The organism is Cutibacterium porci (genome assembly GCF_009696315.1).
GTDB lineage: Bacteria > Actinomycetota > Actinomycetes > Propionibacteriales > Propionibacteriaceae > Cutibacterium > Cutibacterium porci.
This window is the reverse complement of the sequence record NZ_VUMG01000001.1, coordinates 283,318-307,791: the sequence shown is the minus strand read 5'-3', so window position 1 is coordinate 307,791 and position 24,474 is coordinate 283,318. Positions and strand designations below refer to the sequence as shown.

The following is a 24,474-nucleotide window of genomic DNA, read 5'->3' as shown; positions in this document are numbered from 1 at the left end:
TTCAAACGATTGACTATCGTGTTACGGCGTCTCTACGCTGAACCTCAGACACAAAGTTGCGCCTGAGCAGGAGAACGCACATGACACGGCACGTCGGACTCGTTGACGTAGCTGCCCGAGCAGGAGTCTCGGTGTCGACGGCCTCATACGTACTGTCTGACAATCACCGCTCTGAAAGATTCACCCCAGAAACCCAAGAACGGGTACGTAACGCCGCCCGTGACCTTGGATATGTGCGAAACCGCGCTGCGAGGTCATTGCGACTGGGGAAAACCCGCACCGTGGCACTATTCCACGACGCCCCGCTGGATCGGTTCGTTGAGCGTTTCCAACTCCGCGCCTCACGCAGGCTGTCCGAACACGATTATCAGCTCGTCAGCATCGCTATCGTCGACGGCGACATCAGCCCCATCAATAAATTCATCCGGGCGGGCGCATGTGATGCCGCAATTATTGCTATCTCACGCCCCGGCGTCGCCCAGGTCATCACGACCCAACCTGAGGCATTGGTCCCAACCCTCCTCGTCGGCGGTGAACCCGGCGGCACGGGCTACGACCACGTTGTCATTGACGAACGCGAAGGGGTGTCACATGCCATGGCCACCCTCGCCCAGGCTGGCCGGACCTCCGTAGCCTTCGCCGGACAACTCCCGACGCGCGAAGGGTGCTGGCTCGATCCCCGCTGGCAGATCTACCGAGACTGCCAGACACGTCATTCGCTCACGCCACAGCTCCTCTTCACGGCCAGCCCCTTCATTGGGGACGCCTTCCGGGCAGCAGTTCAGGCACTTCAGACCACGAATCCTCTTCCCGACGCCGTCTACTGCGCCTCAGATCGCACCGCCATCGGCCTCATGCTGGCGGCTCGATCCCTCAGTATCGACGTCCCCAACGACATCGCCGTTATCGGCACCGGAAACTCGGCCGAGTCGTTGGAGATGGATCCCTCCTTGAGTTCGCTCGGTCTCGACATCTCCCAAATCGACGACATCATGCGTCATTTCTGGCACCGCATCGACGCGACGGCTGACGCCGGCCAGATTCCTGTTCCCTGGAAGCTGTTTTCTCGAGGGAGCACTTCGAGCTAGGAAACCACCACCCCTAAGAAAGAGAGATTGCAATGATGCACACTCCCCTATCCCGCCGATCCCTCCTCACCGGAGCAGTTGCGCTCGGATCGACCGCCGTCATCGGCGGCTTGACCGGCTGTTCGCCTTCGTCGGGAGTCGGCTCATCTGACGAGTCCTCCTCGCACACGGGTGAGCGGACCGGTAAGGAAATCTTGTTCTACCTGTCTGCGGGTCATGACTTCGCCCCGTACAAGCGAGTCATTTCCAAGTTCGAGAAGGATCACAAGGTCAAGGTCACCATCCAGACCTTCCAGTGGCCTGATCTGCAGCAAAAACTCACTGCTGATTTCCTCTCCGGCACCACTCCGGACATCACGGAGGAGCCTGGCGGATTCTGGGCTACTCGATTCGGTAACGACGGCAACATCATGGCCCTCGACGACTACATCAAGAAGGACAAGGGATTCCTGGATGACTTCGTCCCGGCTGGCCTCGATGTACGCCAGGCCGACGGAAAGACCTACGCCATCCCGATGCATCTGACCATGGGCGGGCTCGTCTTCGCCAACTCGGAAATACTGGCTAAGGCCAAAGTGTCCATGCCTACGACCTGGGAAGAGTTCCTCGAGGCCGCCAAGCGCATCCAGGCATCCGGTGTCGAGCACGGATGTGCCCTCAACAATGACAATTCTTACGGCACGCCGTGGCTCGTGCAGAACGCGGTCAAGTACACAACCGATACGTCGGCACCGATGCAGCCAGTGAACGCCGCCGTCGAAGCCCTTGCTTTCCAGCGCGATCTCATCTACAAGCACAAGGTCTCCCCGGCCCCGGTCGCATCCAGCGAGTACTCCGGCCCTCGAAAGCTCCTCACATCCAAGAGGTGCGGCCTCATTATCACGGGTCCTTGGGACATCTCGGCTGTTCGCACTGAGGACAAGAATTTCCCGCTCACCATCGGGGCTCCCCTCAAGCATAAGGAGCAGAAAACCACCATCGCCGGCTCCGGCCTCATGATCCCCACTAAGAGTCAGAACGCCGATCTGTGCTGGGAACTCATCAAGCTTCTCACCGACGCCGACGTTCAGGCGCAGGTGACCAAGGAAGTCGGAATGCCGTGTTCCCGCAAGTCGTGGGCCAAGTCCGACGTTGTCCAGAACGATCCGAACATGCGTGTCGTCGCAACCGCCCGAGACCTCGCTATTGCTCCCGACCGGGCTTACTGGCCGAACCAGAACATGGCCAAGATCGCCGATGCTGGAAAGGTTATGTACGAAAACGTCGTCCTGTCGAACAAAGATCCCCGTTCGGAAGTTGCCACCTACAACAAGACGGTGGGAGAGCTCCTCAGCAGGTGAATGTAATGACAAGGACATCGTCGGAGCCACATGGGCGCAAGCTCTCTTGGCGCCGTTATCGGACGGCGTACCTGTTCATAGCGCCTGCTCTCATATATTTCGCATTGTTCTTCTTCCTGCCCATCATTGATGAATTCAGGCTTTCTTTCACGACGGGTTTCACCAAACTAACTCCGGTAGGAGGAAAGAACTACGTTAATATCATTCACGATTCTGAAGTGTGGCACTCATTTGGGATAACTGTCATCTACGCGTTCTCCTGCCTTATCTTATCCTCGGCAATTGGCCTCCTCCTGGCTCTTGTGCTCAACCAGAATTTCAAGGGTCGCACTATCGCAAGGACAGCAATTCTGACGCCGTACATGACATCAGTCGCCATCATTGGCTTAATGTGGAGGAACATCCTCGACTCAAACACTGGCATCCTCAATGCCATCCTCAGCGGTCTCGGGCTACCGCAACAAAACTGGCTGACGACCGCGCCGCTGGCCACTCTCGTCGGCATCACCGTGTGGCAAGAATCCGGCTACGTGATGCTACTTTTCCTGGCAGGCCTTCAGTCTATTGATCCTCAGCTATATGAGGCTGCCAGAATTGATGGGGCCTCGGTTTCTAAACAGTTCTGGAAAATCACACTCCCCATGCTCGCACCGACGACACTGTTCGTTGTTCTCGTCGGAATGATTGGTTCACTTCAACAATTCGGACTGCCATATATCGTCACTAACGGTGGCCCCGGAAATGAGACATCCCTTTACGTATATCAGGTCTACCGTGAGACCTTCACCAGCGGAAACCTGGGATACGCGTCTGCGATGTCCTTTCTGCTGCTCGTTGTGATCGTCGCTCTCTCGATGATTCAGCTGCGGGTGGGACGAAAGAAGGAGGCGATCCTGTGAGCACCACATCTACTCAAGCCAAGCATCGATCCGAACAGCTCTTTCCCGGAGCAAGGGTTGTCTCACTCGTACTCGTATGGATTGCAGCGCTCATTGCGATAGCCCCACTCGTGTACATGGTGAGTTTGGCTTTCCAGTCAGACGCAGAAGCAACGGGGGGAAAAGCAGTTCTCATCCCATCGTCGTGGCAATGGGTCAACATCACCCGCCTCTTTGAGGCTGCTCCTTTCGGTAGGTTCTTCCTCAACTCTGTCCTCGTCGCAGGCCTTATCACGCTGTCGCACTTGATCTTTGCGCCGGTGGTTGGGTATGCCTTCGCGAAGTTTGAGTTCCCTGGCAAGAACGCCGTCTTCGTCCTTATCCTCTCGACGATGATGATCCCGTTCTTTGTTCGAATGATTCCGCTATACGTCAAGTTCAGTCAGATTGGATGGCTAGATACCTACCAAGGACTCGTCACTCCATTCTTGATGAGCGCATTCTCGATATTCCTGATGCGTCAGTCGATGGCAGGAATCCCCGACTCCCTCATTGAGGCCGCGCGTGTCGACGGCGCAAGAGAACTGCGCATCTACCGCTCGATCGTCCTGCCTCAAAACAAGCCGGCCCTGACGGTATTGGGACTGTTCACATTCGTCTTCCAGATGAATGAGTTCCTCTGGCCCCTCATCGCCACCCAGTCCGAGGCTATGCGAACCATCACCATTGGATTGTCGTCCTTCAACCGCGAGAGCTTCACGCTGTGGAATCTGACAGCCATGGGGTCCCTCATGCTGTTCGTCCCAGTGTGCGCCCTCTTCGTGGCGACCCAGCGCTATATCGTGACGGGCATCACCATGACTGGAATCAAGTGAGAATATGCACAGCACATCATGAACGACCAACACAGACAACCAATAACTAACCGCCCCAACATTGTCCTCATTTGTACTGACCAGTGGAGAGGTGACTGCCTCTCTGGGCTAGGCCACCCTGACGTCGAGACGCCATACCTGGATCAATTAGCGAATCAGGGAGCTGTGGTGGAGCGGGCCTACTCGGCCACACCGACATGTGTCCCGGCACGGATGTCCCTCATGACGGGACTTTCAGCCGGCACCCACCGTCGGGTCGGCTACCAGGACGGAGTCGCCTTCGATGTCGAGGACACCCTGCCGTCAGCCTTGTCGCAAGCCGGCTACCAGACCCGTGCCATCGGAAAGATGCACTACTGGCCGGAGCGCAATCGCATTGGATTCGACGAGGTTGAACTTCACGATGGGTACTTGCACTACTCGCGACAGCGCCATCGCGATCCGGCGTGCTACGACGACTACCTTGTGTGGTTGCGCGACCAGACCGGAACGGCCAGCGACGAGGATTACATTGATGACGGAATCGAGTGCAATTCCATGGTCGCGCGGCCCTGGGACAAGGCTGAGCGCCTGCACCCGACGAACTGGGTCGTCAACCAGGCAACCCGGTGGCTTTACCGCCGCGACCCAACCGTCCCGTTCTTCCTCTACCTGTCCTTCCACCGCCCCCACTCCCCTTATGATCCGCCGCAGTGGGCCTTCGACCGCTATAACGGTGCTCACCTGCGCGCGCCATCGGTCGGAGATTGGTCAGAAGCATTCAGCGACTGGCGCAACGACGCCGATCCGACGAGTCTCGTCGCCCAATATCGTCGCCGCGACATCGCTCGGGCGATGGCCGGTTACTACGGCAACATGACCCACATCGACACCCAAATCAGCCGATTGCGTCAGGTCCTTGGTGAGTTCGGGGTAGCCGACAATACCTATATCGCCTTCACGTCCGACCACGGCGACATGATGGGAGACCACCACCTGTGGCGAAAGGGTTACCCCTACCAGGGATCGACCCATATCCCGTTCCTGCTTGCCGGCCCAGGTATCGCCCCAGGGAGCCGGGTCGATGAGCTCGTCGAGTTGCGCGACGTCATGCCCACCCTGCTGGACTGCGCCGGGGTAGGCATCCCAGACAGTGTTGAGGGCCGATCAATCCTGCCACTATTGCGCGATGAGACCCCGCCATGGCGCACCCACCTTCATGGCGAGCATTACTTGCACGACCAGTCACTGCAGTGGATCTGGTGGGGCGATTACCAGTACATCTGGATGTCTGGATCAGGCGACGAGCAGCTCTTTGACCTCGCAGCGGATCCCCACCAGCTCCACGATCTGTCGGGCGATTCCACCCGTGCGGATGAGCTCCACGAGGGGCGCCGTCTCCTCATAGCAGAACTTACCGGTCGCGAAGAGGGATTCGTCCGTGACGGCCGCCTTGTGACCGGACGCCCCGTCGGTTGCGTGCTGAAACACCCCACTCCACCACCCGCCGAGGGACGCTGAGTCCTCTCGCCCTGTTCGAGCGCGAGCGTCATGCGCTGGCGGCTGTCCCACGACGGGCAATATAGTCAGCACAGCATCGGGGCCGCGAAGTAGTATTCGCGGCCCCGATCATCGCAATCGATCAGAACAGCCCGATAGTCTCGCCGCTATCGTCGATGTCTATCTTTTCAGCGGCTGGATGACGGCCCAGCCCCGGCATGGTGCGCATATCTCCGCAAATCGCGTAGATGTACCCAGCACCGACGGCGGCTCTCACCTCGCGCACCGGTAACCGCCATCCGGTCGGGGCACCCTTGAGAGATGGATCATGGGACAGCGACAGGTGCGTTTTCGCGATGACAACCGGGAATGAGCCATAGCCGAGGTCCTCGAAGTGGGCTAGCTCTTTCGCCGCTGCCGGGGCGATGTCGACTCCGTCAGCCCCGTACACGGTGGTAGCAACCTTAGTGAGTTTGTCGACCAGGGAATCCTCGAGGTCGTAGGTATAGCGGAAATCGGTCTTCTGGTCGCACGCCGCGACGACCGCGCGAGCCAAGTCGACTGCGCCGGTGCCGCCATCGACGACGTGGGTCGAAGATGCAAAATGGGCTCCGGCAACTTCAGCAACCTTGCGGACCGCGTCAATTTCGTCTGGATGATCTGTCGGAAAGACGTTGAGAGCCACGACCGGCGATACCCCGAATTCGCGCACAATTTCGATGTGCTTACGCAAGTTGGCAGCACCCGCAAGCACGTCGTCAGGATTGTCCTCTAGCATTGCCGGAGGCAGTGGCTTTCCCGGCACGACCTTGTAACGACCTGCGTGGGTCTTGAGGGCGCGTACAGTGACGACGAGGACGGCGGCGTCGGGCCGCATTCCGCTGACGCGGCACTTGATATTAAAGAATCGCTCGGCTCCCATATCGGCACCAAATCCGGCCTCTGTAAGAAGGTAGTCGCCGCAATTGATACCGACCTGGTCTGCAATAACCGAGGAATTACCGGTGGCGATATTACCGAAGGGGCCGGCATGGACGAGAACCGGGCTATTCTCAGTAGTTTGCAACAAGTTCGGTTTGATGGCGTCCTTCAAAATGACGGCCATTGATCCAGCAGCGTGCAGGTCTTCTGCGGTAACTGGCTGCTTGGAACGGTTATAGCCGATGACGATGCGTCCTAAGCGAGCACGCAGGTCAGCCAAGGAGGTAGCTAAGGCGAGGATGACGCCGACCTCGCTGGCCGCTGTTATATCGAATCCGGTCTCGCGGGGCACACCGTCGACCCTCGACCCAAGACCGACGATGATATTGCGCAGAGCACGGTCGTTAATATCGACGACACGACGCCACGAAATTGAATGGGGCTCGATATCGAGCTCGTTGCCGTGATGCAGATGGTTGTCGATCATGGCAGCAAGCAGGTTGTGGGCCGCCCCAATGGCGTGGAAATCGCCCGTCAGATGCAGGTTCAGTCTCTCCATCGGCAGTACTTGGGAGTACCCGGCGCCGGCAGCACCACCTTTGATTCCGAAGGTCGGACCCATTGACGGCTGCCGTAGAGCAAGAACACTGCGCTTGCCGATCTTCTCCAGGCCTTGGGCGAGACCAACAGCGGTGGTCGTCTTGCCCTCGCCAAGGGGCGTCGGGGTGATGGCCGTGACGACGACGTATTTGCCGCGAGGATGATCCTTGTTGTCGTTGATGACGTCAAGGTCCACCTTCGCAACGTCACGCCCATACGGCTCCAGGTACTTCGCACTGATGCCGGCCCGGTTTGCGACCTTCTCGATGGGGTCAAGGTGAGCTTCCCGGGCGATTTCAAGATCAGACTTCATTGTCATAGTTCCAATCATGGCGCGTTGGCTGCGCCTTTGCATACTTTCGGCCCATCGTAAGTCTCGCCTCGCACAGATGCGTTACCCCAAGCTCGCCTGACATAACTTTTTGAGAACTCGCGGCGACCATGGGCTTGGCCAAGCGCCGTAGGACGAGCAACAGCACATCACTCAAGCGGAGTTCACTTACATGCTCTTGACAGTGCTTCACATAGAAACAATATAATGTATAGGACTTTGGTTATAACGTTTAAGGAGTGATCCAACGGTGCTCACTTCATCATCGACAGAGCTGCCGCCCACGCGCCCGAAGTGGGTGGCTGTCCGCGACGCACTCGAACGCGACTATGCGTCAGCAGAGCCCGAGACTGCACTTCCCCCTGAGCCTCAGTTATGCGTCCGGTACAACGTGTCACGCATCACCATCCGTCGAGCTTTAGACGAACTCGCACGACAGGGCGTCCTTCGACGAGAGCAAGGCCGTGGCACCTTCGTAACCGGCCCGAAATCATCACCAAGAGCCGTCGATAGATTCGATCTTTCAGGCTTCTATGCCCAGCGAACATCTGAGGGACACCACGTCAGTTCAAAAATCCTCGTTCGATCAGTGGTCGCATCCCCTACAGCCGTAGCTGTTGCCTTGGCTCTCGCCCCTGGAACCAAAGTCACCCGTCTTGACAGGCTCCGCAGTATCGACGGCACTATCGACCATATCAATCGCGCATGGCTACGGATCAACGATCCAAGCAGCTTTCTACGACATGATTTCAGTGAAACATCTCTCTACTCATATCTAAATTCCATGTCGGAGTTTCAGCTGGTGGAAGACAGCGTTCAAGTTTCACTCATTCGCCCGCGCGTGCATGACCGAAAGATTCTATGCATTAATGATGACGACCTCCGACTTTTCACAATCTCAACCTCATACGACACACTCCACACACCTAGAATGTATAGCGAAACTATATTTGCAAGCAGGTCAGCTCGCATAGGTTTCTCGGCGTCATCCGAGTAGTATAGGAATATAAGGAGAGCCAATGATGCTCGCAGAATATCTTCCAAATGAAAACATTGTTTTTTCAAATGCAAGTAGATGGCAAGACGCGATCGAAGCTGCGGCTCAACCCCTCTTAACCAAGCAGCTCATCAAATTAGAATATATCGATGCCATAAAGACTGCTATCAGTAATCCTGGCGGAACATACATGGACCTCGGGTATGGGATTACTTTGGCACACGCTCGGCCGGAGAACGGCGCATTGCAGACCGCCTTGTCACTTGCCTCTCTTTCCTCCACTGTATTCTTGAACGATAACGCCGACCATCCGATGAGGTTGGTCTTCATACTTGCCGCATCAGACTCTACCAGTCATTTAAGCCTCATGCGTAACCTCTCACTATTTCTAGGAGACCAGACTGCGCGGGAGAATCTCATTCAGGCGAAATCGATATCCGAGATTTCTGAATTACTCGCGAGATTTTGAATCCCTTAATAATATACGTTCTATCATATCATAACTTCTATCAAGGTAAGGATTACTAATGAAATTCATGGCGATGTGCAGTTCGGGGTTGGGATCCTCATTCATGGTCCAGATGAACATAGAAAAGGCGCTTCGAAGCATTGGCGTTGAGGGCATTGATGTCGACCACACTGATCTCGGTTCCGCGTCTCCCGCAGACGCTGACATGTTTTTCGTGGGTAGGGATCTCAAAAACTCAGTGAGCAATTTTCAAAACGTTCAAATTCTTAATTCTATTATCGATCAAGATGAGCTAACGGAGCGCGTGAAAGACGCCTGCGATCAACTCGGAGTACCACATACCTCCTGACTCAGTACGGGGACCAATCCAGGCAGGATACACAGTCATGACCCAATTTCTCGACGTTTTAGTTCAGGTCTTCAGGCAGCCATCAATTCTGGTCGCCCTCATCGCATTGCTCGGCCTTTCCCTTCAGAAGAAAAGTGCATCCGAGATCATGCGCGGAACAATCAAGACGTTCGTTGGATTTCTAGTTCTATCTGCAGGCGCCGCTGTTATTGTCGCGTCGCTAGATCCGTTTGGCAGCATGTTTGCTGGCGTCTTCCACGTACAAGGAGTAATACCAAACAACGAGGCCATCGTTGGGCCTGTGCTCATGAAATATGGAACCGTCTCGGCTCTCATTTTCTTCTTCGGCATGATCCTGAATGTTATATTCGCACGAATTACCCAATTCAAGTACATTTATTTATCTGGCCATGTCGCGCTTTACGAGTCCGCCATGATTGCGGTAATTCTCATCGTCGCTGGCCTCTCTAGTTGGGAAGCGGTTATATGGGGATCGCTAGCCGAAGCACTCATCACTACAATATCCCCAGCAGTTGTTCAACCATATATGAGGAGTGTTACGGGGTCCGATAGTGTTGCGATTGGCCACACAGGAGGATTCGGTATAGCACTATCAGGTTTTGTAGCAAGTAAGGTTCATGGTGACCCAAAGAACTCTACAGAGAACCTAAAAGTCCCTAAGTCGTTATCATTTGTTCGTGATTCGACCGTCGTAGTGATGCTCTCAATGGGAATTATCTACCTAATCGTCGCCCTAATTGCAGGACCGCACTACGTATCGTCAACGATATCAAATGGTCAAAACTATATCATCTGGGCACTAATGTCTGCGGGTCAGTTTTCCGCAGGAGTCGTAATAATACTCGCCGGTGTAAGAATCATCCTCGCAGAAATTGTACCGGCCTTCCAAGGAATTTCCGAACGTCTCGTCCCCGATGCGAAGCCAGCTTTAGATGTTCCGATCACATTTACCTTCGCACCCAATGCTGTAATGATCGGATTCATTTCCTCTCTCGTAGCAGGTATTATCGGGATGATAATCATGGGCGTATCTGGGGTGGTAATTATAATTCCTGGTATAGTTGCGCACTTTATGACTGGAGGGGCAGCCGGAGTTATCGGAAACGCGCAAGGCGGGCGCAGAGGTGCGGTATTAGGAGCATTCGCAAATGGTATTCTCATTACCGTATTCCCCTTACTGCTCTTGGGCGTGCTTGGAGATATAGGAACACAGAATGCTACGTTTGCGGATTCAGATTACGGAATCATTGGCCTTTACCTCGGGTATCTCGGTCATATCGGCGGAAGATGGATGATCATTTTCGGTATTACCCTAGCGACTGTAATTCTTTTTATTGCGAGCGCTTTTATAAAGAAAAGAGGAAAACAATCAAATTCATCAAGTCCTGTTCTGAACGAAACTGAGTAATATGGCACTGACCACCATTAGGTGCTACTACTTCGAGGCGTATTTGAGGCTCGCGTATTTACGCCCTCGCCCCTATCAGTGTAACCATTAGAAAAACGGCCATTTTAGCAGTTAACGACGGAAATGACTACGCCACTTGCCGGCACCTGCGCATATGTGACCCATTGTTAACTGAATAGCCAGATCAAAAATCGGTTACACGCCTACAAGGGCCACCCAAGATTGGGCATATAGTTTTAGTATAAATCTGGTGCAGTCACGACCTTGAAAAATAAGCATTCAACCCAATTGGACCATGGCAATAGGTTACTACACCACGAGATCGGGGGAAGCGCCGTCATCATGAACACTTAGTCAACCGTATACCTATTGCAACACGGTGCAGGCCTCGCTCTTATCGTCAATCTGACGATAAGAGCGATTAGCGGCCACTGAAGGCTGCACTTAATACCAGATTCTGGACGCTGTCTCCGGGCGTCGTCGACCGTGTACTGGCGCAACGGCGGATGTGACCGTACTCGCTGGTGAGGTGGATCTTTCCCGTTCACCCCATAGGATCGTTACAGGCCGGCCCGAAGGAGACCACGTGTTCTGGCAGAACCTGCGCCACCTGTGGCGACGCCGCGACTTTCGCAAGATTCTTGGGGTTCGTGTAGCCACCCAAGCAGCTGACGGCACCCTGCAGGTCGGGATGGCTTCGTACGTTCTTCTGTCCCCCGAGCAGCAACCTGACGCGTGGTCGATAGCCATGGTGTTGGCGATCACCTTGCTGCCTTTTAGCATCATCGGCCCCTTTGTCTCCGTCGTTCTCGACCGCTGGTCGCGTCAGCGCATTCTTGTTTACACCGACGGTTTGCGTTGCCTAATTGCGATCGGACTAGGGATCTTGGTCTGGAATGGTGCGCGGGATAAACCTTCTCACCTAGCTTTGCTTACCGGCTTGCTCATTGCAATGAGTCTCAACCGATTCCTTCTGACCGCCTTGGTGGCTGGGCTGGAATACACCATCGACAAACGCGACTACCTGACGGCCTCGTCGATCATGCCAACGATCGGCCCACTAGGGCTCATGATCGGTGCGGTCGTTGCTGCAGCGGTACGTATGATCGCAGGCCACCACATGCCGGTACATCACGCCGATACGATCATCTTCTGCATATCTGCTGCCCTGTTCGCGGTGTCAGTCGGATTGGGATTACAGTTTTCACGCCGCGAGCTTGGCCCACCATTAGTGGATCGCTCTCAGACGATGAGGGCGGTAGCCGCAGATGTCGTGGATGGTTTCCACTACCTGGGTAAGGTGCCGTTGGTGGGTCATTCCCTCACACTGATCGGCGCTCAACGAGTGCTGTTCGGGGTGTATTCGGTGGCGATGATCCTGGGTTACCGTAACCGATTCCACGTGCAATCCGACATCAACGGGGCCATGGCAGACATGACGGTCTGGGCAGTAGCTATGGGGGCTGGGTTCGTGCTCTCAGCGGGATTCATGCCCATGCTGGTGCATCGGCTAGGAATGCGCCGTGCTCTGATAGCCCTCCTTCTTGCAACCGCGATCATCCAGGCCTTCCCGGGAGCCATTCCGAACCGGTGGGGTTTGCTCGCAGCTGGCTTCCTTATTGGGCTTTTCGCCCAGTCTCTGAAGGCCGGTGTCGACACTATTTGCCAGGCTCACATCTCTGACGGTTACAAGGGCCGGGTGTTTATCGCTTACGACATGGTGTACAACGCGATGTTCGTAGCGGGTTCAGCACTGGCAGCGTTGGTGTTGCCGATCCAGGGCTTGTCTGGCCCGCACATCGTTGGTCTGGCCATGGCGTACCTCGTGGTGGCCCTGGTTTTCGCGTTAACAACTCGTGCCCACGGTGACGATGTCTTCGACAAGGGCAGCGCCCTCGGTGGATTGCCCGCTGGCACCCGCGAGGAGTGATACCTCACGCGGTGAGGTCACCGACCTAATCGTCGAGGCTCTCAGACCACTCGGGCCCGCGCGTGACCTTCCATCACTTCTTGCAAAACAGTGATAGTTTCTTCCGACAAGTCGACGCCAAGGCGTCGCGCCTGACGAGACAGCACGTAAACCAATCTCTCCACCTCACCGCGGTCGCCGAGCTTATCAGCCAGTTTGATGCGAGCCACCAGCAGCACCTCATCCTCAGGGCATGCGACAGTAGCCCTAGCCAGGGCCCGGGATGCTAACTCAATATCTCTGGTCTCCATGGCACGTCGGGCCACCTCCACCCCGATATCACGAACCATCTGGATCATGTCGATCCGCCATTCCTCAGCCCAATGCCATTGACCGGGAGCGGCGTCAGCTAACGGAGCTCCACGAACGAGGTCGAGGGCGCTCACTAAGTTAGCAAGTGGAGCCGCCGATATTCCTCCAGAAACCAACAACTCGAGCCGTTCCCAGTCGCTCGTCACCGCATCTGCCAAGCGCAGTGAGCCGTCGTAACCCTCTGGCAGGTAGGCATGACCGGCATCGTCAGTGCCTAACCAACGGCGCAGACGGGAGACATTTGAGCGCCGGGTCGGCTCAGCAACCATGAGCGCGTCGGCCATCTGTACCGAGCGAGCTCCGGGATGGCATAGCAGCCAAGCGCAATACTCCAGGCATTGACGTCGTGCCTTTGTCGGCGGATTTCCCCGAGCCCCCAGCAGATCAACCGGGCCGAGAAGCCGCAAGACAGGTGACGGCACGTGTCCGCCAGCGACGGGTAGCTGGGCAACATCACTGGTCATAGATGACGTCAGCACGGTTTCCTCCTCGACGGTCACATGGGCATCACTGGGTGGCAGCGCAGCGCAGGTCATCGCTGGCGGAGGATCAGATCCCTCTACGCCGCCTCGCCGCGGCTGCCACCAGGGGGCAGCTTCCGTATCACACCGAGCAGTGGTCTCAAGTAAATCCACCACAGCACGACGCATAGGCGCGGTGACGATCTGCGGGGTAAACGGCTGACCGTCGAACTGCGCATCATCGCAGTCAGCGATGGTGATCTCACGGCCTCCTGACCCTGCCATGACGACGACGATGCCCGCTGCGGCAAGGGATACTGGGCTGGGAAGATCGAGTGGTCGGCACGAAAGAACAACCCTGGTAATTGGTGACCGGGTGGCGCTGTCCGGAAGACCGATCAATCCTTCAACGACCTCGTCCTCATCAGCGAGCTGCACGTCGTCACTGCCGGTGCGCGCCAGCCACGCGAGCTCTTCCCCCACAGCAACAATGTCGATACCTCCGCTCCACGGTGCCGCAACGAGGGACAAGCTGATTGAAGCGACCATCGCCGTAGCGAGATCTGGTGCGCCATTGACCGTGAGCACCCCGTCGACGTCGGCCAGGTCAACCAGGACCGGCGTCTGGAGGCCACGTGTCCCCAAAACGACGGTAGTCGGCGTCATGACTTCGTCATAGGCGGCGACGTCCGGGGAGCCGGCCGCGTCGATCTGATCTGCGGCGGCGTCAAGGACGCGCCTGGCCCGTCGTGGATCTCCCGACACTTCTGGTATGCGTCGTCCGAGTGGTCGGGTAAAGAGTTGCTGTTGGCGTCGAGCTGTGACGGTACCGGCGACCCCTCCGGCTAAGAACAAGCTCAGGCCAGCTAGCGCCGTCCGAAGTATCTCGGCTGGGTCTTGCCCAACGTCAGCCCGGGTTACCACCTCGTCCGCACGTGATTGCGGTTCCGCTGCCGTGTCCGTAGCGGTGACCGTAGGTTCGTCACCCGCCTTAGGCAGCAGCTCGGCGTTCTCAGGGGGCAACGTCACCGCAGGGGTCTCGGCTCGCTCGTTAGTGGCCGGGATCGGTACCGCAGTCTCCGCGACTGAGGTATCCGGCAATACTAGTTTCCAGCCTGGCTCGATGTGATCAGGGTCAGAGATGGTCTGCTCGTTGAGATGCCAGATGACGGGCCAGCATGACGCATCCCCTAACTGGCTCTGGGCAATCCCGCTGAGGGTGTCTCCTGGTTTGACGGTGACGGTCCGAGTTCTGGCCTTTTCCGGTTGGGCACCGATGCCGTTGAGTTCTTCGGCGCTGATCGGTCGACCGGCACCCGTGTGCCCGGAAGGCACGGTCATGACGACTCCCGGAAGTGCAAGCTTCTGGCCCGCGACGAGATGATCAACATCGACATCAGGGTTGGCGGCCGCGATGCGTCGCCAGGAGGTGCCATCCCCATACCAGGTTTCGGCAAGAGTCCATAGATCGTCATTGGGCTCGACTGTGACCGTCGCGACGCCCCGATCACGCTCCGTATCGTTCTCGCTACCTTCCTCAACCTCAGGGACAGGCTGCGGGGCGGCGACCGCTGCGGCCACAACCGGCACCGGAGCGGGCGGGACAGCCGATCGCGTCAACGGTGACAGAACCGTCAGACTCGCCACCAGCAGTCCCGCCGCAATTCCCTGGATCGCTCCCAAACCAGGAAGCTTCACATGGTGACGCTGACTAGTGATCATTCCGACGACTTCAGCGACCACACAGACGCAAAAGACCGTCCAGGCCACCCACCCGATCACGGTCACGGCAGTAAGAAAGATCGAACCGTCGTCAGGGGTCAGCCATGCTGCTGGGCGCAATACAGTGGTGGCATCAAAGTGTCCCCATGCCACAAGGGCTGCTGGGGAGCCCAACACCAAAGCAGCGAGGGCCACCATGGCCAAGACACCGCGTATGCGGGCGCGGATAGTCGAGATCTTCATGAGTATCGCTCCCGATGACTGTCGAGTGTGGAATGAGCCATTGACTCGACGTGGACGACTCCCGGCATCCCCGGAATGAGAAGGTCAGACAATCTGACGGTGCACCTCACTTGCGCTGACGTCATGCCAGACGACCCAACAGGGCGGGCAAGATCTGAGGCGTCTACCGTGATCGCGGGTTTGCTGCATCGGGTGCCAGACAGCTCAGCCAACCCGACACGCTGCCCAACCGCAATGCCCTCTCCAACTGAAGAGGCCACTGAAGCGGCTCGAGCGGCGACCTGAGCAGACGACTGAGCGTCAGCCTTGACTTCAGACATCCGCCAACCGCCCGTAGCCACGGCAGCAATCATGAGAAGAGCCGGCAAGATGAGCGCGGCTTCAACCGCAACTGATCCTCGGTGACGCCCATGGCGTCGGCTTTGACGCAGCTCGCGGTACCACACTGGCTTAAGACAGTGGCGAGGATAAAGCGCTTTCGTATAAAAAGGACCTTTCACGTCCCCTCCTCAATGGCGACGGCATGCCCCTTCACCGCGACAGCGGTGCCGAAGAGAGTCGCGACGCGTCCTTCAACATCGACTCTGACAAGGGAATCTGTCGTCTTCACGGTGACGGCGACGTCAGTCACCTTCGACGCTCGGGCGACATCACGCGCAGCAGCTTCGGCCTCACCACTGTGCGATCCCCGAAGGGCTTGCACTCGAACCGCAGCCCGAGCCGCTTCAGTGACAGTAGCCCGCGCTTGAAGGATGATCGCGGTCTCGACGACCGCGACAACAACTAGCAAGACAACGGGCCACACCAGCGACCACTGGAGAGATTCGGAGATTCCGCGTTCTCGGTGTTTCCTATCCCCCCTTTGGCTTGGAGTCACTTTGGCAGGTTTGAGGACACATATCCTTTGATCACGGTGACAACCACCGTTGCAATCGAAACCGCGCCCACTAATAAGATGGCGTTTTCGGTTGACTGGCTGAGACCTCGTTCGTCGTGTTTGTCGTCGATGAGTGGCGAGATCCCTGCCATTATCGGCAGAACAACCGACGCAACAGCATTGACGTATTTCATGGCAACCTCCTTGGTCATGTGCACCGGCTTTTCCGGCGACGTCATGTGCCCTGTTTCTGATGTTGATGATGCGTGACGTGGTCATGAGGCAACCCCAGCCATGATCAACAGCGGCGGAGTAATTAGCACAAGGCCCAATACCAGAACAGGAATTACCATCCAGATAGTGAGTGATTCTGAAATTGTCTGGGCCTCGGTTTTCTCCTGGTTCAGGTGAGCATCCCTCATTTCATTGACCCGAGCACGCAGCGCTCCAGCAAGGGATGCTCCTTGGTCATCGAGTCGTAATACTTCAACAAGTTCAGCAAGTTCGGGCAGATCCAAATCCTCTGACAACCTGTCCAGACCGGCCCATGGGGATTGCTGCTCCAGCCTGGAGCGCTCCAGCGCAGTACGGATACGCGCCAAGACAGGATGATCGCTCATCTGCGCGGCCTCGACGAGGGCCCGCGGAGCTGACTGATTCGCCAGCCGGGCGAGCGTGACGAGGTCGATATAGACCAAGACAACTTCGGCGGCGTCCTGGCGCACTGCTTTGGACCGTGATCTAATCCGAGTGTCGGGAATGAACCATCCGACAACGGCTAGCACAATCGCCAGGCCGATCGGAGTCACCGGAAGGGTGTCCCCACAGATTGCAGCCACAGCCCGTGCCACGACTGGGACGAGCATTCCCCCCAGAGCCATGATGGCTTTCTCGGCTACCAGATCTCCAGGCGTTCTCCCCTGCAAAACCAAGGTGCGACGAGACCGCTTACTCACCACCTGCGGCCACCGAATTGCGGCGCGCGTTCCCCACCGCTCGAGCCGCCCGCCCTCCGGTGTGTCATCGACGATGTTGTCGTGACGGCCATGATCTGACAGTCTCGCCAAAGCGTCGGATAGCCTCAACGGAGCATTGCGTCGCCCAGATATGACCAAGACCGGTGCGCATGCCAGCAAAGCCCCACAGATGACGGCGAGGACGACGGTGGACTCAGCCATAATCGGCCTCCTCTTCACGTCGAAGAAGGATTCGGGCGCGGCGTCGTGGCTTGCTACGCCGGTATAGGGCAATCAAACCGATGAGGTACAGCCCGGCATAGCAGCACAACAGCATCTGGCCGACACCGGTGCGATAGGGAGCCAAGTACTCTCGGCCAAGAATGAGGGCACCGGCCAACACGACACCAATAATGATGCTGACCTGACGCACAACGACCCGCGGTTTAGCACGCTCGACTCGTATCTCTCGGGCTGCCCGGATGCGTTCCTGGAGGGACGACGCGAGAGCGTCAAGGGTGCTGGTGGCCCCCGTCCCTCCCCGCTCAGCAGCCATCATGATCGCAGCAATGACCTGGTCAGCGTCGGCACTGTTGAGATCGTCGGCAAGGCCTTGTAACGCAGATCGGGTATCCCACCGAGCATCGAGCCGAGCTACCACCCGAGTCAGTGGTTCCACAAGAATTTCGGGGGCTTGACGGCGGGTCGCCCGGATAGCGTCAATAACGGATTTACCCGTCGATGCCGACCCGCTAACCACACGGACCCACCGCTCCATGGCACGCATAGCGTCAAGGTCGCGACGGGGTGGATCAGCCAGCAACGCGGGGACGACGAGGGCCAGTACCGGCACGATCACCAGCAATACGGCCCACCCCGTGACCAGATAGCCGGCGACGCCGATTCCCAGACCAGTGAGACCATGAACGCGGCTGCGGCGGGGTAGCCGGGAGAACCACTTGTCCACTGTTGTCCACATGCTTGTGGATGGCGTTGTGGATAACTGGTGAATCGGGGCGACGCCCACGCCCACCATGATCACTCCCCCGACGAGGAGGCTGCCAAGCAGCGCGACGATTGCCGTGTTCATACCCACCTCGTCACCTCCGGATCGTAACGAGACAGCTCGGCGACAAGGGCGGGATCCGGGTGGAAGACACCTGGACTAGTGGGCGACGGCGCGGCATATGTGAGGTGTGTGACTGGCCGTCCATTTTCTAGCGCCCCGGTAAGTTGACGGATCTCAGTGATGTGACGGGTTCGAGTGCCTCCGCGCCACGTGTCGTCGACCAGGGTGACGTGCACGAGGAACGTTATGTTGTGCGCAATTTGCCGATAGGCCTCCTCGATCGTCATAACCCCGCCCATGGCGACCCGGCCAGCCAACCGGTCCATGGTCGAGGTGGCCGAATGGGAGTGCGTCGTGCTCATTGTTCCAGCACCAGCCTGCATAGCCTCGAACATGGCAGCTGCTTCGACGCCGCGAACCTCACCGACCACCAAGCGCGAGAGGTTCTGGCGCAGCGCCTCCGGGATCAGGTCGGCGACTGTGAACTCGCCCAGAGAGTGACCGTCCACCTTCTCGCCCAGCCCCACGGTGGCTTGCAGAGCGACCATATTGTCGCGATCAGGATTGAGGTGGGTGAGCAGTTCGTAATCAGTTTCAAGAGTTCCAAAACGCTCGGTAGCAGGGATGGCGTCGACCAAAGATCGCAGCAAGGTCGTCTTGCCTGCCCCCTGATCTCCGGCGATAACGATAGATCTGCGCGCCAGCACAGCCGCGCGCAGCAGGACCCCAACCTGGTGGGGCATCATTCCAGTACTGACGAGGTCGTCAATCGTCACCCTCGTCAGAGTGTGGTGGCGAATGACGACTGACGGCCGGTAGGACAATCCAAACCCGATAGCGTGGAGGCGATATTGGGATCCCAGCGCCACCGTCATAGTGGGGTGAGCGTCATCAAAGGGCCGAGGCGGGTTGGCAGACTCGCCGAGGAACCGAATCGCCTCAACGAGCTCAGCATCGTCGTCAGCTACAGCAGGGCCGGGTTCGCGTCGCCCATCCCCGTATTGCACGTAGACCCGGTCACAGCCGTTAATTTCAATGTTTTCCGCGTCCTGGATTTCGAAAAGAGGCTGTAGGCGTCCGTACCCGAAAATGGCGTCCATCACGGCGCGGACGTACGCGTCCTTCGTCTGCGTACTCCACAAGGCCTGACCCTCGTTCGTCAGTTTTTCGGCATGGGACTCGACGGCCTGCCGTACGATCGACCGACCAAGCATCCGCACATCATCGCCACTCAGGTCCACGCCAGTGCGCTCTCGATGAGAGGCCCGTTCCGACGAGATGCGCTCAGAGGCTGTGCGCCGCAGCGCAACGACGATGCGCCAATCGACATTGGTCTCACATCGCCGCGGGGTGACACGGGGGGAGGCCATCGTGGCAGATACGTGTGGCGATGGGGACATGCGCGACAGCAGATCGGCAAGATCGGCCTCATCCTCGACGGAGGCTACGGGAGCGCTATATCGGCTAGCCGCAGGGGTCTGATCAATCGTCATGACGCCACGTCCATTGTTGACGCGCTGAGGAGTTCGGGTCCAGCGATGGCTTGATGTGTTCGACGGGCCATCTCGTGCATTGATTGCGCCACACCTTGCACACTCGTGGCGTAGCGCCCGCGCGCCCAACGCTTCTTCGCAGGTTCTCCGTCAGTCAGCACCGCAGCCGCATGAGCGTCAAAGACGACATCTCCGAACACCGGGAGGCCAAATTGGCGGCCAATCTCGCGAGAACTGTAAGGACGGCCTGGGCCAACAATGACGAGCCCTACAGCACCGGTGGTCGCCGACGATAATGCTTCCACCTCTTCGCTACGCATGGACAAACCTGCCAATTGACGCAGCCGTGATCCTGTCACGATTGCGATGAGGCAAGCGCGAGCGACGAGACTTTCCGGCAGGGCTTCTGGCCCTAATCGTCCTGCGTCAACGATGACGTCAACCCCTGCCTGCCCGAGCTCGATCATGGCGCTGACAAGGCTCGACCACGCCGGTCCCATGAGGGAGGCTTGTCCAAGGTGCCCATACCCGCTGAGGAGCCCCACCATCCGATCTTCACAGTCGTGGGGAAGCTCGATGGTTTCCTCCCACATCGCTTGGACTGGATCAGCGCCGTCACGGCACGCTGCGGCCAAGCCGATGAGCCCAGAGCGCGGCGGAACGCGTCCCATGAGATACCCCGATTCGACCACGTGACCGGGGCACGGGTCGGCGTCGACAAGGATGACGTCACGTGGCCAGCTCAGCGCCAGACCGAGGGCGGTCGTCGTCACGCCAGGAGATCCCCCCGGGCTAGTCAGCATGATGATTGACATCACTGACCCCTCTCGACGATGGCAATGCGGTCGAGGGAGGCGAGGTCTGCCAGCTGGGCAGCATTGCTCGAATCGACCTCGACATCGACCAACCAGCTGCCATGATCACTCGTCGCTTTGGGAGCTGCGACGACTACCGCATCAACTGTTGAGAGATTCGACACGGGTCCTGCATCCTTGTCAGGGCTGGTTTCTACCACGGTGACGTGGGCTCCAGCGGGTAAGGAGACAGTAGGCAGGCGTCCGGCGGCAAGTCGCAGACCTACCCGAGCCCGCCCTGACGGCACGCGCAGTTCTCCCACCGAGCGAGACCCGAGAAGTTGCCCCGGTGACAAGTCGACCAGTGCATGACGACCAACGATCTCGTCGAGCCGAGAGGCTGGGATTGTTGCCACGGCCCGATCGACGGACACCGATGTCAAGCCAATATCGGTACTGCGAACAACGTCTCCTTGCCCCACCGCTCGCGTCATAATGAGAACTTGGTCGGCATGTGTTGCGCGGTGCCACGCGACGGCTCCTCCCAGCCCGCCTAGACACGCACATAACACCCCGATGACGATGAGGCGCGGCGACCGTCGAAGGCGGGGAGATGGCGTCGCTGCGCGAGCAGGTATCGCAGTCACGGACATAGCGGCGAAACTATGCGGCAGCTGATATGGGCTACAAGAGATGCACAGCATATCTGTGGACATCGAAATCGGGGTGCCACACACCACACGCCCAATACATGCTGTCCACAGTTATCCACAAGACCTGTGGACAACTGTGGGGATATCGGGCTTACCGCGATCGTAACCGCCTGCGTTAGCTGTAGACGCCAGGCCAGTCGTCGCTGATGGACGCAATAGTCAGCCACGCCTAACTAGATCAGATGGACCTCACCGCTGATCGTCCATCCCAGCCCAGGATCCACCGCGCCCGAAGTGTCACAGACGATAACGTCGGCCGTCACATCGAGTTGCTCAGCAGTCTCGTAGGGATAATTCGCGCCGACCATAAAAGATTCACCGGGCCCGAGCACATATGGTGGCCGCGCCGTCCCGCGAGCAAACGGGGTCGTCACGACTTTATACGTCGCATCAGCTTCGGCAGCCGGCACTGACACCAATGGCTGACGCCAACTCCAGTCTGGATAACGAGCAGTAATCGTCACCGTCCCCAACCCCAAGTTGAGTGGCGACTGTGACACATTGGTGACGATGTAGCGCACCAGTACGAGTGATGACCCTTTGCGCACCACGGGAGTACCATCTTGCGGATCCACCATGACGGAGTCTTCGGGCGCCTTCACTATTGCCGCTTGCTCCACCTCAATGCGAATGCGGTCATCACCAAATTGACCCAGCTTCTTGCCTGCTCGCGTTACTGGAACAGCCCAGGCCGGGTGCGCGTCAGTACCTCGCGGAGTTGTTCGTGCAACCGTCGGAGTTGCCTGTTGTTCCGTGAGAGGTGTGAGGGTGCTGCACCCAGGCAGCAGGGCGCAAGCCAGCACGACGCACGCGACCATGTCGCAGCGCATGTCCTCACCTCCATCACACGTCGTCACGCAGCAAAGCCATGGTCACTGGGCTCTAGCGACGCCCCTGCCACGATCATGTCTGTGGGATCCTGCCACATTCCCGATATCCGACGGCATTGACACAATGACCCATTCTGCCATCGCAAGGAGAAATACCGCGCGGTGGAGTCACGCCCTTGACTTTACCTGTCCACAACAACTCACCACGTGGCAGGCTGGGACCTATGACGACTTCTATAGACGGTACAGCTTTGGTTCTTGAAGGCGGCGGCATGCGCGCCGCCTACACCAGCGCCGTCGTCGTCAAGTTGCTCGGGCTAGGCTGGGAGTTCCCGCAGGTATGCGGTATTTCTGCCGGGTCCAGCCTCACCGCAAACTACATTTCCCGTGATCCTGAAAGGACCCGCCTGAGCTTCACGGATTTCGCCGCGGACCCCCGATTTGGCAACCTTGGTACCTGGCTGGCAGGACGTGGTTACTTCGATGCCGAATACATCTACCAGCGCACCGCCGAACCCCACCAGGCCCTCCCCTTCGACTTCGCCACGTTCCGCGCGTCGCGCCAAGCCTTCCGCATTGGTGCTACCCGTACCAGCGACGGCAAGCAGGAATGGTTCACCCGCGAGGACGTCGCAACAATGGATGACCTCATGGTGCGGGTGCGCGCCTCCTCAACCATGCCCGGATTCATGCCTCCGGTAACCATCAATGGTGTCGAATACGTCGACGGAGCCTTGGGGGAAGCTGGGGGTATTCCCATCGACGGCGCCCGCCTCGACGGCTACGACCGGTTCTTCGTCGTCTGTACCCGACCTCGCGACTACGTCAAAAACGACGTGAAACGTCCTCAAACGCTTCGGCGATTATTTAGGCATCGTCCTGCCGTCGCCGAAGCCATCATCACTCGACCGGCCAGGTACAACGCCACCCGCGAGATGTTGCGCGACCTTGAGGCAGACGGGAAGGCCTACGTCTTCTATCCACGCGTTATGCCCGTGACCAATAAGGAAAAGAACGTTACCAAACTGCGTCAGGCCTACGCTCTTGGAATGGCACAAGTGAACTCCGAGCTGCCGCAGTGGCGGGACTTCCTGGGAGTCTGAGCCTCAGCCCTTGATGGCCTGGGATAGCGCCTCGATTGCACGGTCGTTCTCGTCAGGAGACCCGATTGACACACGAATTCCCTCGCCGCTCCAGCAGCGTGCAAAAACGCCGTGGGAAACCATCACCCCGTCGATCCGATCGGTGTCGTCACCCGTGGCCAACCAGAGGAAATTCGCCTGGGACGGCAGAACTGGCCAGCCCTGACGGGTTAGTTCGTCAAAAACCCTGATGCGCTCGGCGACAATTCGGTCGACCCTCTCATTGAGCTCGTCCTCGACAGCTAAGGATGCAATGGCGGCCTGCTGAGCCAAGGACGTCACCGTAAACGGCGTGGCGACGCGACGCAGATCGTCACTGATCTCGATGCTGGAGATGGCGAAACCGATGCGCAGCCCCGCTAGCCCATAGGCCTTGGAGAAAGTGCGCAGCGCAACAACATTGGGATGACCATCGAGAAGGGCCAGCCCATCAACGGCGTCAGTGTCGCGGTTGAAATGGCAATAGGCCTCATCCATGACGACAACCACATCCTGCGGCACTTTCGCTAAGAACTCCTCCACTTCGTCGGCGTGCAGGACTGTTCCCGTCGGGTTGTTGGGGGTGCACAGGAAGATAAGTCGGGTACGATCGGTGATCGCGTCAGCCATAGCGTCAAGGTCGTGACGCAGATCCTTCGTCAACGGCACCGGGACAGGGGTGGCCCCGGCAACCTGGGTCAGGATTGGGTAGGCCTCGAAGGAGCGCCACGGGAAGACAACCTCGTCACCAGCACCACACAGGGCATGCATGAGTTGGCTGGCAACCTCGGTCGACCCGGCCCCGACGGCCACGTGGCGCATGTCCACGCCAACATGCTCAGCGATGGCCGTGCGCACATCCTCAGCGCCCATTGACGGGTACCGGTTGAATCCCGACAACATTTGGGAGACCGCCTCGACGACGCTCGGCAGTGGTTCGAAAGGGTTCTCGTTAGACGACAGCTTGACGGCCCCCTCACCGACAGCGGCACCTTGCTGGTAGAGCGGAAGTCCTTGAACAACATCGCGTCGGCCCTGGCCCACGTCGTCCTCCCATCGTCGTTTCGGGAACTCTTTCACACCCTGACGCCCCGGCTGACGCTGTTTCGTCTGGCGGCATCCGACATTGCGGTGGTAAATCGGTTCCTTATTGGTTCC

At 58.1% G+C, this 24,474-nt stretch carries 23 protein-coding genes and 1 pseudogene; 11 read left to right on the top strand and 13 right to left on the bottom strand.

Features of this window, described 5'->3' with window-relative positions; genetic code table 11:
* Nucleotides 1-80 precede the first annotated feature (80 nt).
* Genes FYJ43_RS01315 through FYJ43_RS01295 form a run of 5 tightly spaced genes read left to right on the top strand, consistent with a single transcriptional unit; the run spans nucleotide 81 to nucleotide 5,681 of the window.
* A complete protein-coding gene (locus tag FYJ43_RS01315; RefSeq protein WP_154561279.1) occupies nucleotides 81-1,088 on the top strand; it encodes a LacI family DNA-binding transcriptional regulator in 1,008 nt (335 codons plus the stop codon).
* A gap of 32 nt (nucleotides 1,089-1,120) precedes the next feature.
* Nucleotides 1,121-2,428 carry an ABC transporter substrate-binding protein gene (locus FYJ43_RS01310; protein ID WP_229771548.1) on the top strand — a complete coding sequence of 436 codons (1,308 nt, stop codon included), beginning with the start codon at nucleotides 1,121-1,123 and terminating at the stop codon, nucleotides 2,426-2,428.
* Between the two features lie 5 nt (nucleotides 2,429-2,433).
* Nucleotides 2,434-3,327, top strand: a complete 894-nt coding sequence (locus tag FYJ43_RS01305; protein WP_154561277.1) for a carbohydrate ABC transporter permease — start codon at nucleotides 2,434-2,436, stop codon at nucleotides 3,325-3,327.
* Complete coding sequence (locus FYJ43_RS01300; RefSeq protein ID WP_326833220.1) at nucleotides 3,324-4,181, top strand: carbohydrate ABC transporter permease; 858 nt, start codon at nucleotides 3,324-3,326, stop codon at nucleotides 4,179-4,181. Before FYJ43_RS01305 ends, FYJ43_RS01300 begins: the two co-directional genes overlap by 4 nt.
* Before the next feature lie 18 nt (nucleotides 4,182-4,199).
* The gene (locus FYJ43_RS01295; RefSeq protein ID WP_154561275.1) at nucleotides 4,200-5,681 is read left to right on the top strand and encodes an arylsulfatase; all 1,482 of its coding nucleotides are present in this window, start codon (nucleotides 4,200-4,202) and stop codon (nucleotides 5,679-5,681) included.
* Between the two features lie 121 nt (nucleotides 5,682-5,802).
* Here FYJ43_RS01295 and FYJ43_RS01290 read toward each other — a convergent pair whose 3' ends face one another.
* Complete coding sequence (locus FYJ43_RS01290; RefSeq protein ID WP_229771546.1) at nucleotides 5,803-7,512, bottom strand: formate--tetrahydrofolate ligase; 1,710 nt, start codon at nucleotides 7,510-7,512, stop codon at nucleotides 5,803-5,805.
* 250 nt (nucleotides 7,513-7,762) lie between these two features.
* On the opposite strand from FYJ43_RS01290, the gene FYJ43_RS12530 reads away from it, so the two are divergent.
* The 5 genes from FYJ43_RS12530 (at nucleotide 7,763) to FYJ43_RS01265 (ending at nucleotide 12,686) form a co-directional block, all read left to right on the top strand.
* Entirely contained in the window at nucleotides 7,763-8,509 is a 747-nt protein-coding gene (locus FYJ43_RS12530) for a GntR family transcriptional regulator (protein ID WP_154561271.1), read from the top strand.
* A 22-nt stretch (nucleotides 8,510-8,531) separates the two neighbouring features.
* Nucleotides 8,532-8,978 carry a PTS sugar transporter subunit IIA gene (locus FYJ43_RS01280; RefSeq protein ID WP_154561269.1) on the top strand — a complete coding sequence of 149 codons (447 nt, stop codon included), beginning with the start codon at nucleotides 8,532-8,534 and terminating at the stop codon, nucleotides 8,976-8,978.
* Nucleotides 8,979-9,036: 58 nt separating this feature from the next.
* A complete protein-coding gene (locus tag FYJ43_RS12525; RefSeq protein ID WP_154561267.1) occupies nucleotides 9,037-9,327 on the top strand; it encodes a PTS sugar transporter subunit IIB in 291 nt (96 codons plus the stop codon).
* Nucleotides 9,328-9,364: 37 nt separating this feature from the next.
* Entirely contained in the window at nucleotides 9,365-10,756 is a 1,392-nt protein-coding gene (locus FYJ43_RS01270) for a PTS ascorbate transporter subunit IIC (RefSeq protein ID WP_154561265.1), read from the top strand.
* A gap of 586 nt (nucleotides 10,757-11,342) precedes the next feature.
* Nucleotides 11,343-12,686 carry an MFS transporter gene (locus tag FYJ43_RS01265; protein ID WP_326833219.1) on the top strand — a complete coding sequence of 448 codons (1,344 nt, stop codon included), beginning with the start codon at nucleotides 11,343-11,345 and terminating at the stop codon, nucleotides 12,684-12,686.
* A 41-nt stretch (nucleotides 12,687-12,727) separates the two neighbouring features.
* Here the strand turns inward: FYJ43_RS01265 and FYJ43_RS01260 are convergent, their stop codons facing one another.
* The 11 genes and pseudogenes from FYJ43_RS01260 to FYJ43_RS01210 form a co-directional block, all read right to left on the bottom strand.
* Entirely contained in the window at nucleotides 12,728-15,463 is a 2,736-nt protein-coding gene (locus tag FYJ43_RS01260; RefSeq protein WP_154561263.1) for a LysM peptidoglycan-binding domain-containing protein, read from the bottom strand.
* A complete protein-coding gene (locus FYJ43_RS01255) occupies nucleotides 15,460-15,963 on the bottom strand; it encodes a TadE/TadG family type IV pilus assembly protein (protein ID WP_326833218.1) in 504 nt (167 codons plus the stop codon). Before FYJ43_RS01255 ends, FYJ43_RS01260 begins: the two co-directional genes overlap by 4 nt.
* Nucleotides 15,960-16,268, bottom strand: coding sequence for a TadE/TadG family type IV pilus assembly protein (locus FYJ43_RS01250; RefSeq protein ID WP_326833217.1), 309 nt, complete (start codon nucleotides 16,266-16,268; stop codon nucleotides 15,960-15,962). Before FYJ43_RS01250 ends, FYJ43_RS01255 begins: the two co-directional genes overlap by 4 nt.
* 68 nt (nucleotides 16,269-16,336) lie before the next feature.
* On the bottom strand, nucleotides 16,337-16,552 hold the full coding sequence (locus tag FYJ43_RS01245; protein ID WP_154562078.1) for a hypothetical protein: 216 nt from the start codon (nucleotides 16,550-16,552) through the stop codon (nucleotides 16,337-16,339).
* Nucleotides 16,553-16,615: 63 nt separating this feature from the next.
* The gene (locus FYJ43_RS01240) at nucleotides 16,616-17,518 is read right to left on the bottom strand and encodes a hypothetical protein (protein WP_154561261.1); all 903 of its coding nucleotides are present in this window, start codon (nucleotides 17,516-17,518) and stop codon (nucleotides 16,616-16,618) included.
* Complete coding sequence (locus tag FYJ43_RS01235; RefSeq protein ID WP_326833216.1) at nucleotides 17,511-18,392, bottom strand: type II secretion system F family protein; 882 nt, start codon at nucleotides 18,390-18,392, stop codon at nucleotides 17,511-17,513. The genes FYJ43_RS01240 and FYJ43_RS01235 overlap by 8 nt, the downstream gene beginning before the upstream one ends.
* Nucleotides 18,383-19,579 carry a CpaF family protein gene (locus FYJ43_RS01230; RefSeq protein ID WP_195839880.1) on the bottom strand — a complete coding sequence of 399 codons (1,197 nt, stop codon included), beginning with the start codon at nucleotides 19,577-19,579 and terminating at the stop codon, nucleotides 18,383-18,385. The genes FYJ43_RS01235 and FYJ43_RS01230 overlap by 10 nt, the downstream gene beginning before the upstream one ends.
* Before the next feature lie 275 nt (nucleotides 19,580-19,854).
* Nucleotides 19,855-20,673, bottom strand: a complete 819-nt coding sequence (locus FYJ43_RS01225) for a hypothetical protein (protein ID WP_154561255.1) — start codon at nucleotides 20,671-20,673, stop codon at nucleotides 19,855-19,857.
* The gene (locus FYJ43_RS01220; protein ID WP_154562074.1) at nucleotides 20,673-21,146 is read right to left on the bottom strand and encodes an SAF domain-containing protein; all 474 of its coding nucleotides are present in this window, start codon (nucleotides 21,144-21,146) and stop codon (nucleotides 20,673-20,675) included. Before FYJ43_RS01220 ends, FYJ43_RS01225 begins: the two co-directional genes overlap by 1 nt.
* Nucleotides 21,147-21,538: 392 nt before the next feature.
* Nucleotides 21,539-22,195 (bottom strand): hypothetical protein, encoded by a 657-nt coding sequence (locus FYJ43_RS01215; protein WP_154561253.1) that lies wholly within the window; start codon nucleotides 22,193-22,195, stop codon nucleotides 21,539-21,541.
* A gap of 73 nt (nucleotides 22,196-22,268) precedes the next feature.
* A pseudogene (locus FYJ43_RS01210) lies at nucleotides 22,269-22,337 on the bottom strand (GNAT family N-acetyltransferase); the annotation flags it as partial.
* An 82-nt stretch (nucleotides 22,338-22,419) separates the two neighbouring features.
* Between FYJ43_RS01210 and FYJ43_RS01205 the strand changes: the two are divergent.
* Complete coding sequence (locus FYJ43_RS01205; RefSeq protein ID WP_154561251.1) at nucleotides 22,420-23,298, top strand: patatin-like phospholipase family protein; 879 nt, start codon at nucleotides 22,420-22,422, stop codon at nucleotides 23,296-23,298.
* A 3-nt stretch (nucleotides 23,299-23,301) separates the two neighbouring features.
* On the opposite strand, the gene hisC is transcribed toward FYJ43_RS01205, so the two are convergent.
* Nucleotides 23,302-24,360: a histidinol-phosphate transaminase gene (gene hisC, locus FYJ43_RS01200; RefSeq protein ID WP_326833300.1), complete on the bottom strand. Its 1,059-nt coding sequence runs from the start codon at nucleotides 24,358-24,360 to the stop codon at nucleotides 23,302-23,304.
* Nucleotides 24,361-24,474 lie beyond the last annotated feature (114 nt).

Coding starts and splice junctions, on each gene's coding strand:
- FYJ43_RS01315 (WP_154561279.1), top strand. CDS start 81: ATGACACGGCACGTCGGACTCGTTGACGTAGCTGCCCGAGCAGGAGTC.
- FYJ43_RS01310 (WP_229771548.1), top strand. CDS start 1,121: ATGATGCACACTCCCCTATCCCGCCGATCCCTCCTCACCGGAGCAGTT.
- FYJ43_RS01305 (WP_154561277.1), top strand. CDS start 2,434: ATGACAAGGACATCGTCGGAGCCACATGGGCGCAAGCTCTCTTGGCGC.
- FYJ43_RS01295 (WP_154561275.1), top strand. CDS start 4,200: ATGAACGACCAACACAGACAACCAATAACTAACCGCCCCAACATTGTC.
- FYJ43_RS01290 (WP_229771546.1), bottom strand. CDS start 7,512: ATGATTGGAACTATGACAATGAAGTCTGATCTTGAAATCGCCCGGGAA.
- FYJ43_RS01280 (WP_154561269.1), top strand. CDS start 8,532: ATGATGCTCGCAGAATATCTTCCAAATGAAAACATTGTTTTTTCAAAT.
- FYJ43_RS12525 (WP_154561267.1), top strand. CDS start 9,037: ATGAAATTCATGGCGATGTGCAGTTCGGGGTTGGGATCCTCATTCATG.
- FYJ43_RS01270 (WP_154561265.1), top strand. CDS start 9,365: ATGACCCAATTTCTCGACGTTTTAGTTCAGGTCTTCAGGCAGCCATCA.
- FYJ43_RS01260 (WP_154561263.1), bottom strand. CDS start 15,463: ATGAAGATCTCGACTATCCGCGCCCGCATACGCGGTGTCTTGGCCATG.
- FYJ43_RS01245 (WP_154562078.1), bottom strand. CDS start 16,552: ATGACCAAGGAGGTTGCCATGAAATACGTCAATGCTGTTGCGTCGGTT.
- FYJ43_RS01240 (WP_154561261.1), bottom strand. CDS start 17,518: ATGGCTGAGTCCACCGTCGTCCTCGCCGTCATCTGTGGGGCTTTGCTG.
- FYJ43_RS01230 (WP_195839880.1), bottom strand. CDS start 19,579: ATGCTTGGTCGGTCGATCGTACGGCAGGCCGTCGAGTCCCATGCCGAA.
- FYJ43_RS01225 (WP_154561255.1), bottom strand. CDS start 20,673: ATGTCAATCATCATGCTGACTAGCCCGGGGGGATCTCCTGGCGTGACG.
- FYJ43_RS01220 (WP_154562074.1), bottom strand. CDS start 21,146: ATGACGCGAGCGGTGGGGCAAGGAGACGTTGTTCGCAGTACCGATATT.
- FYJ43_RS01215 (WP_154561253.1), bottom strand. CDS start 22,195: ATGCGCTGCGACATGGTCGCGTGCGTCGTGCTGGCTTGCGCCCTGCTG.
- FYJ43_RS01205 (WP_154561251.1), top strand. CDS start 22,420: ATGACGACTTCTATAGACGGTACAGCTTTGGTTCTTGAAGGCGGCGGC.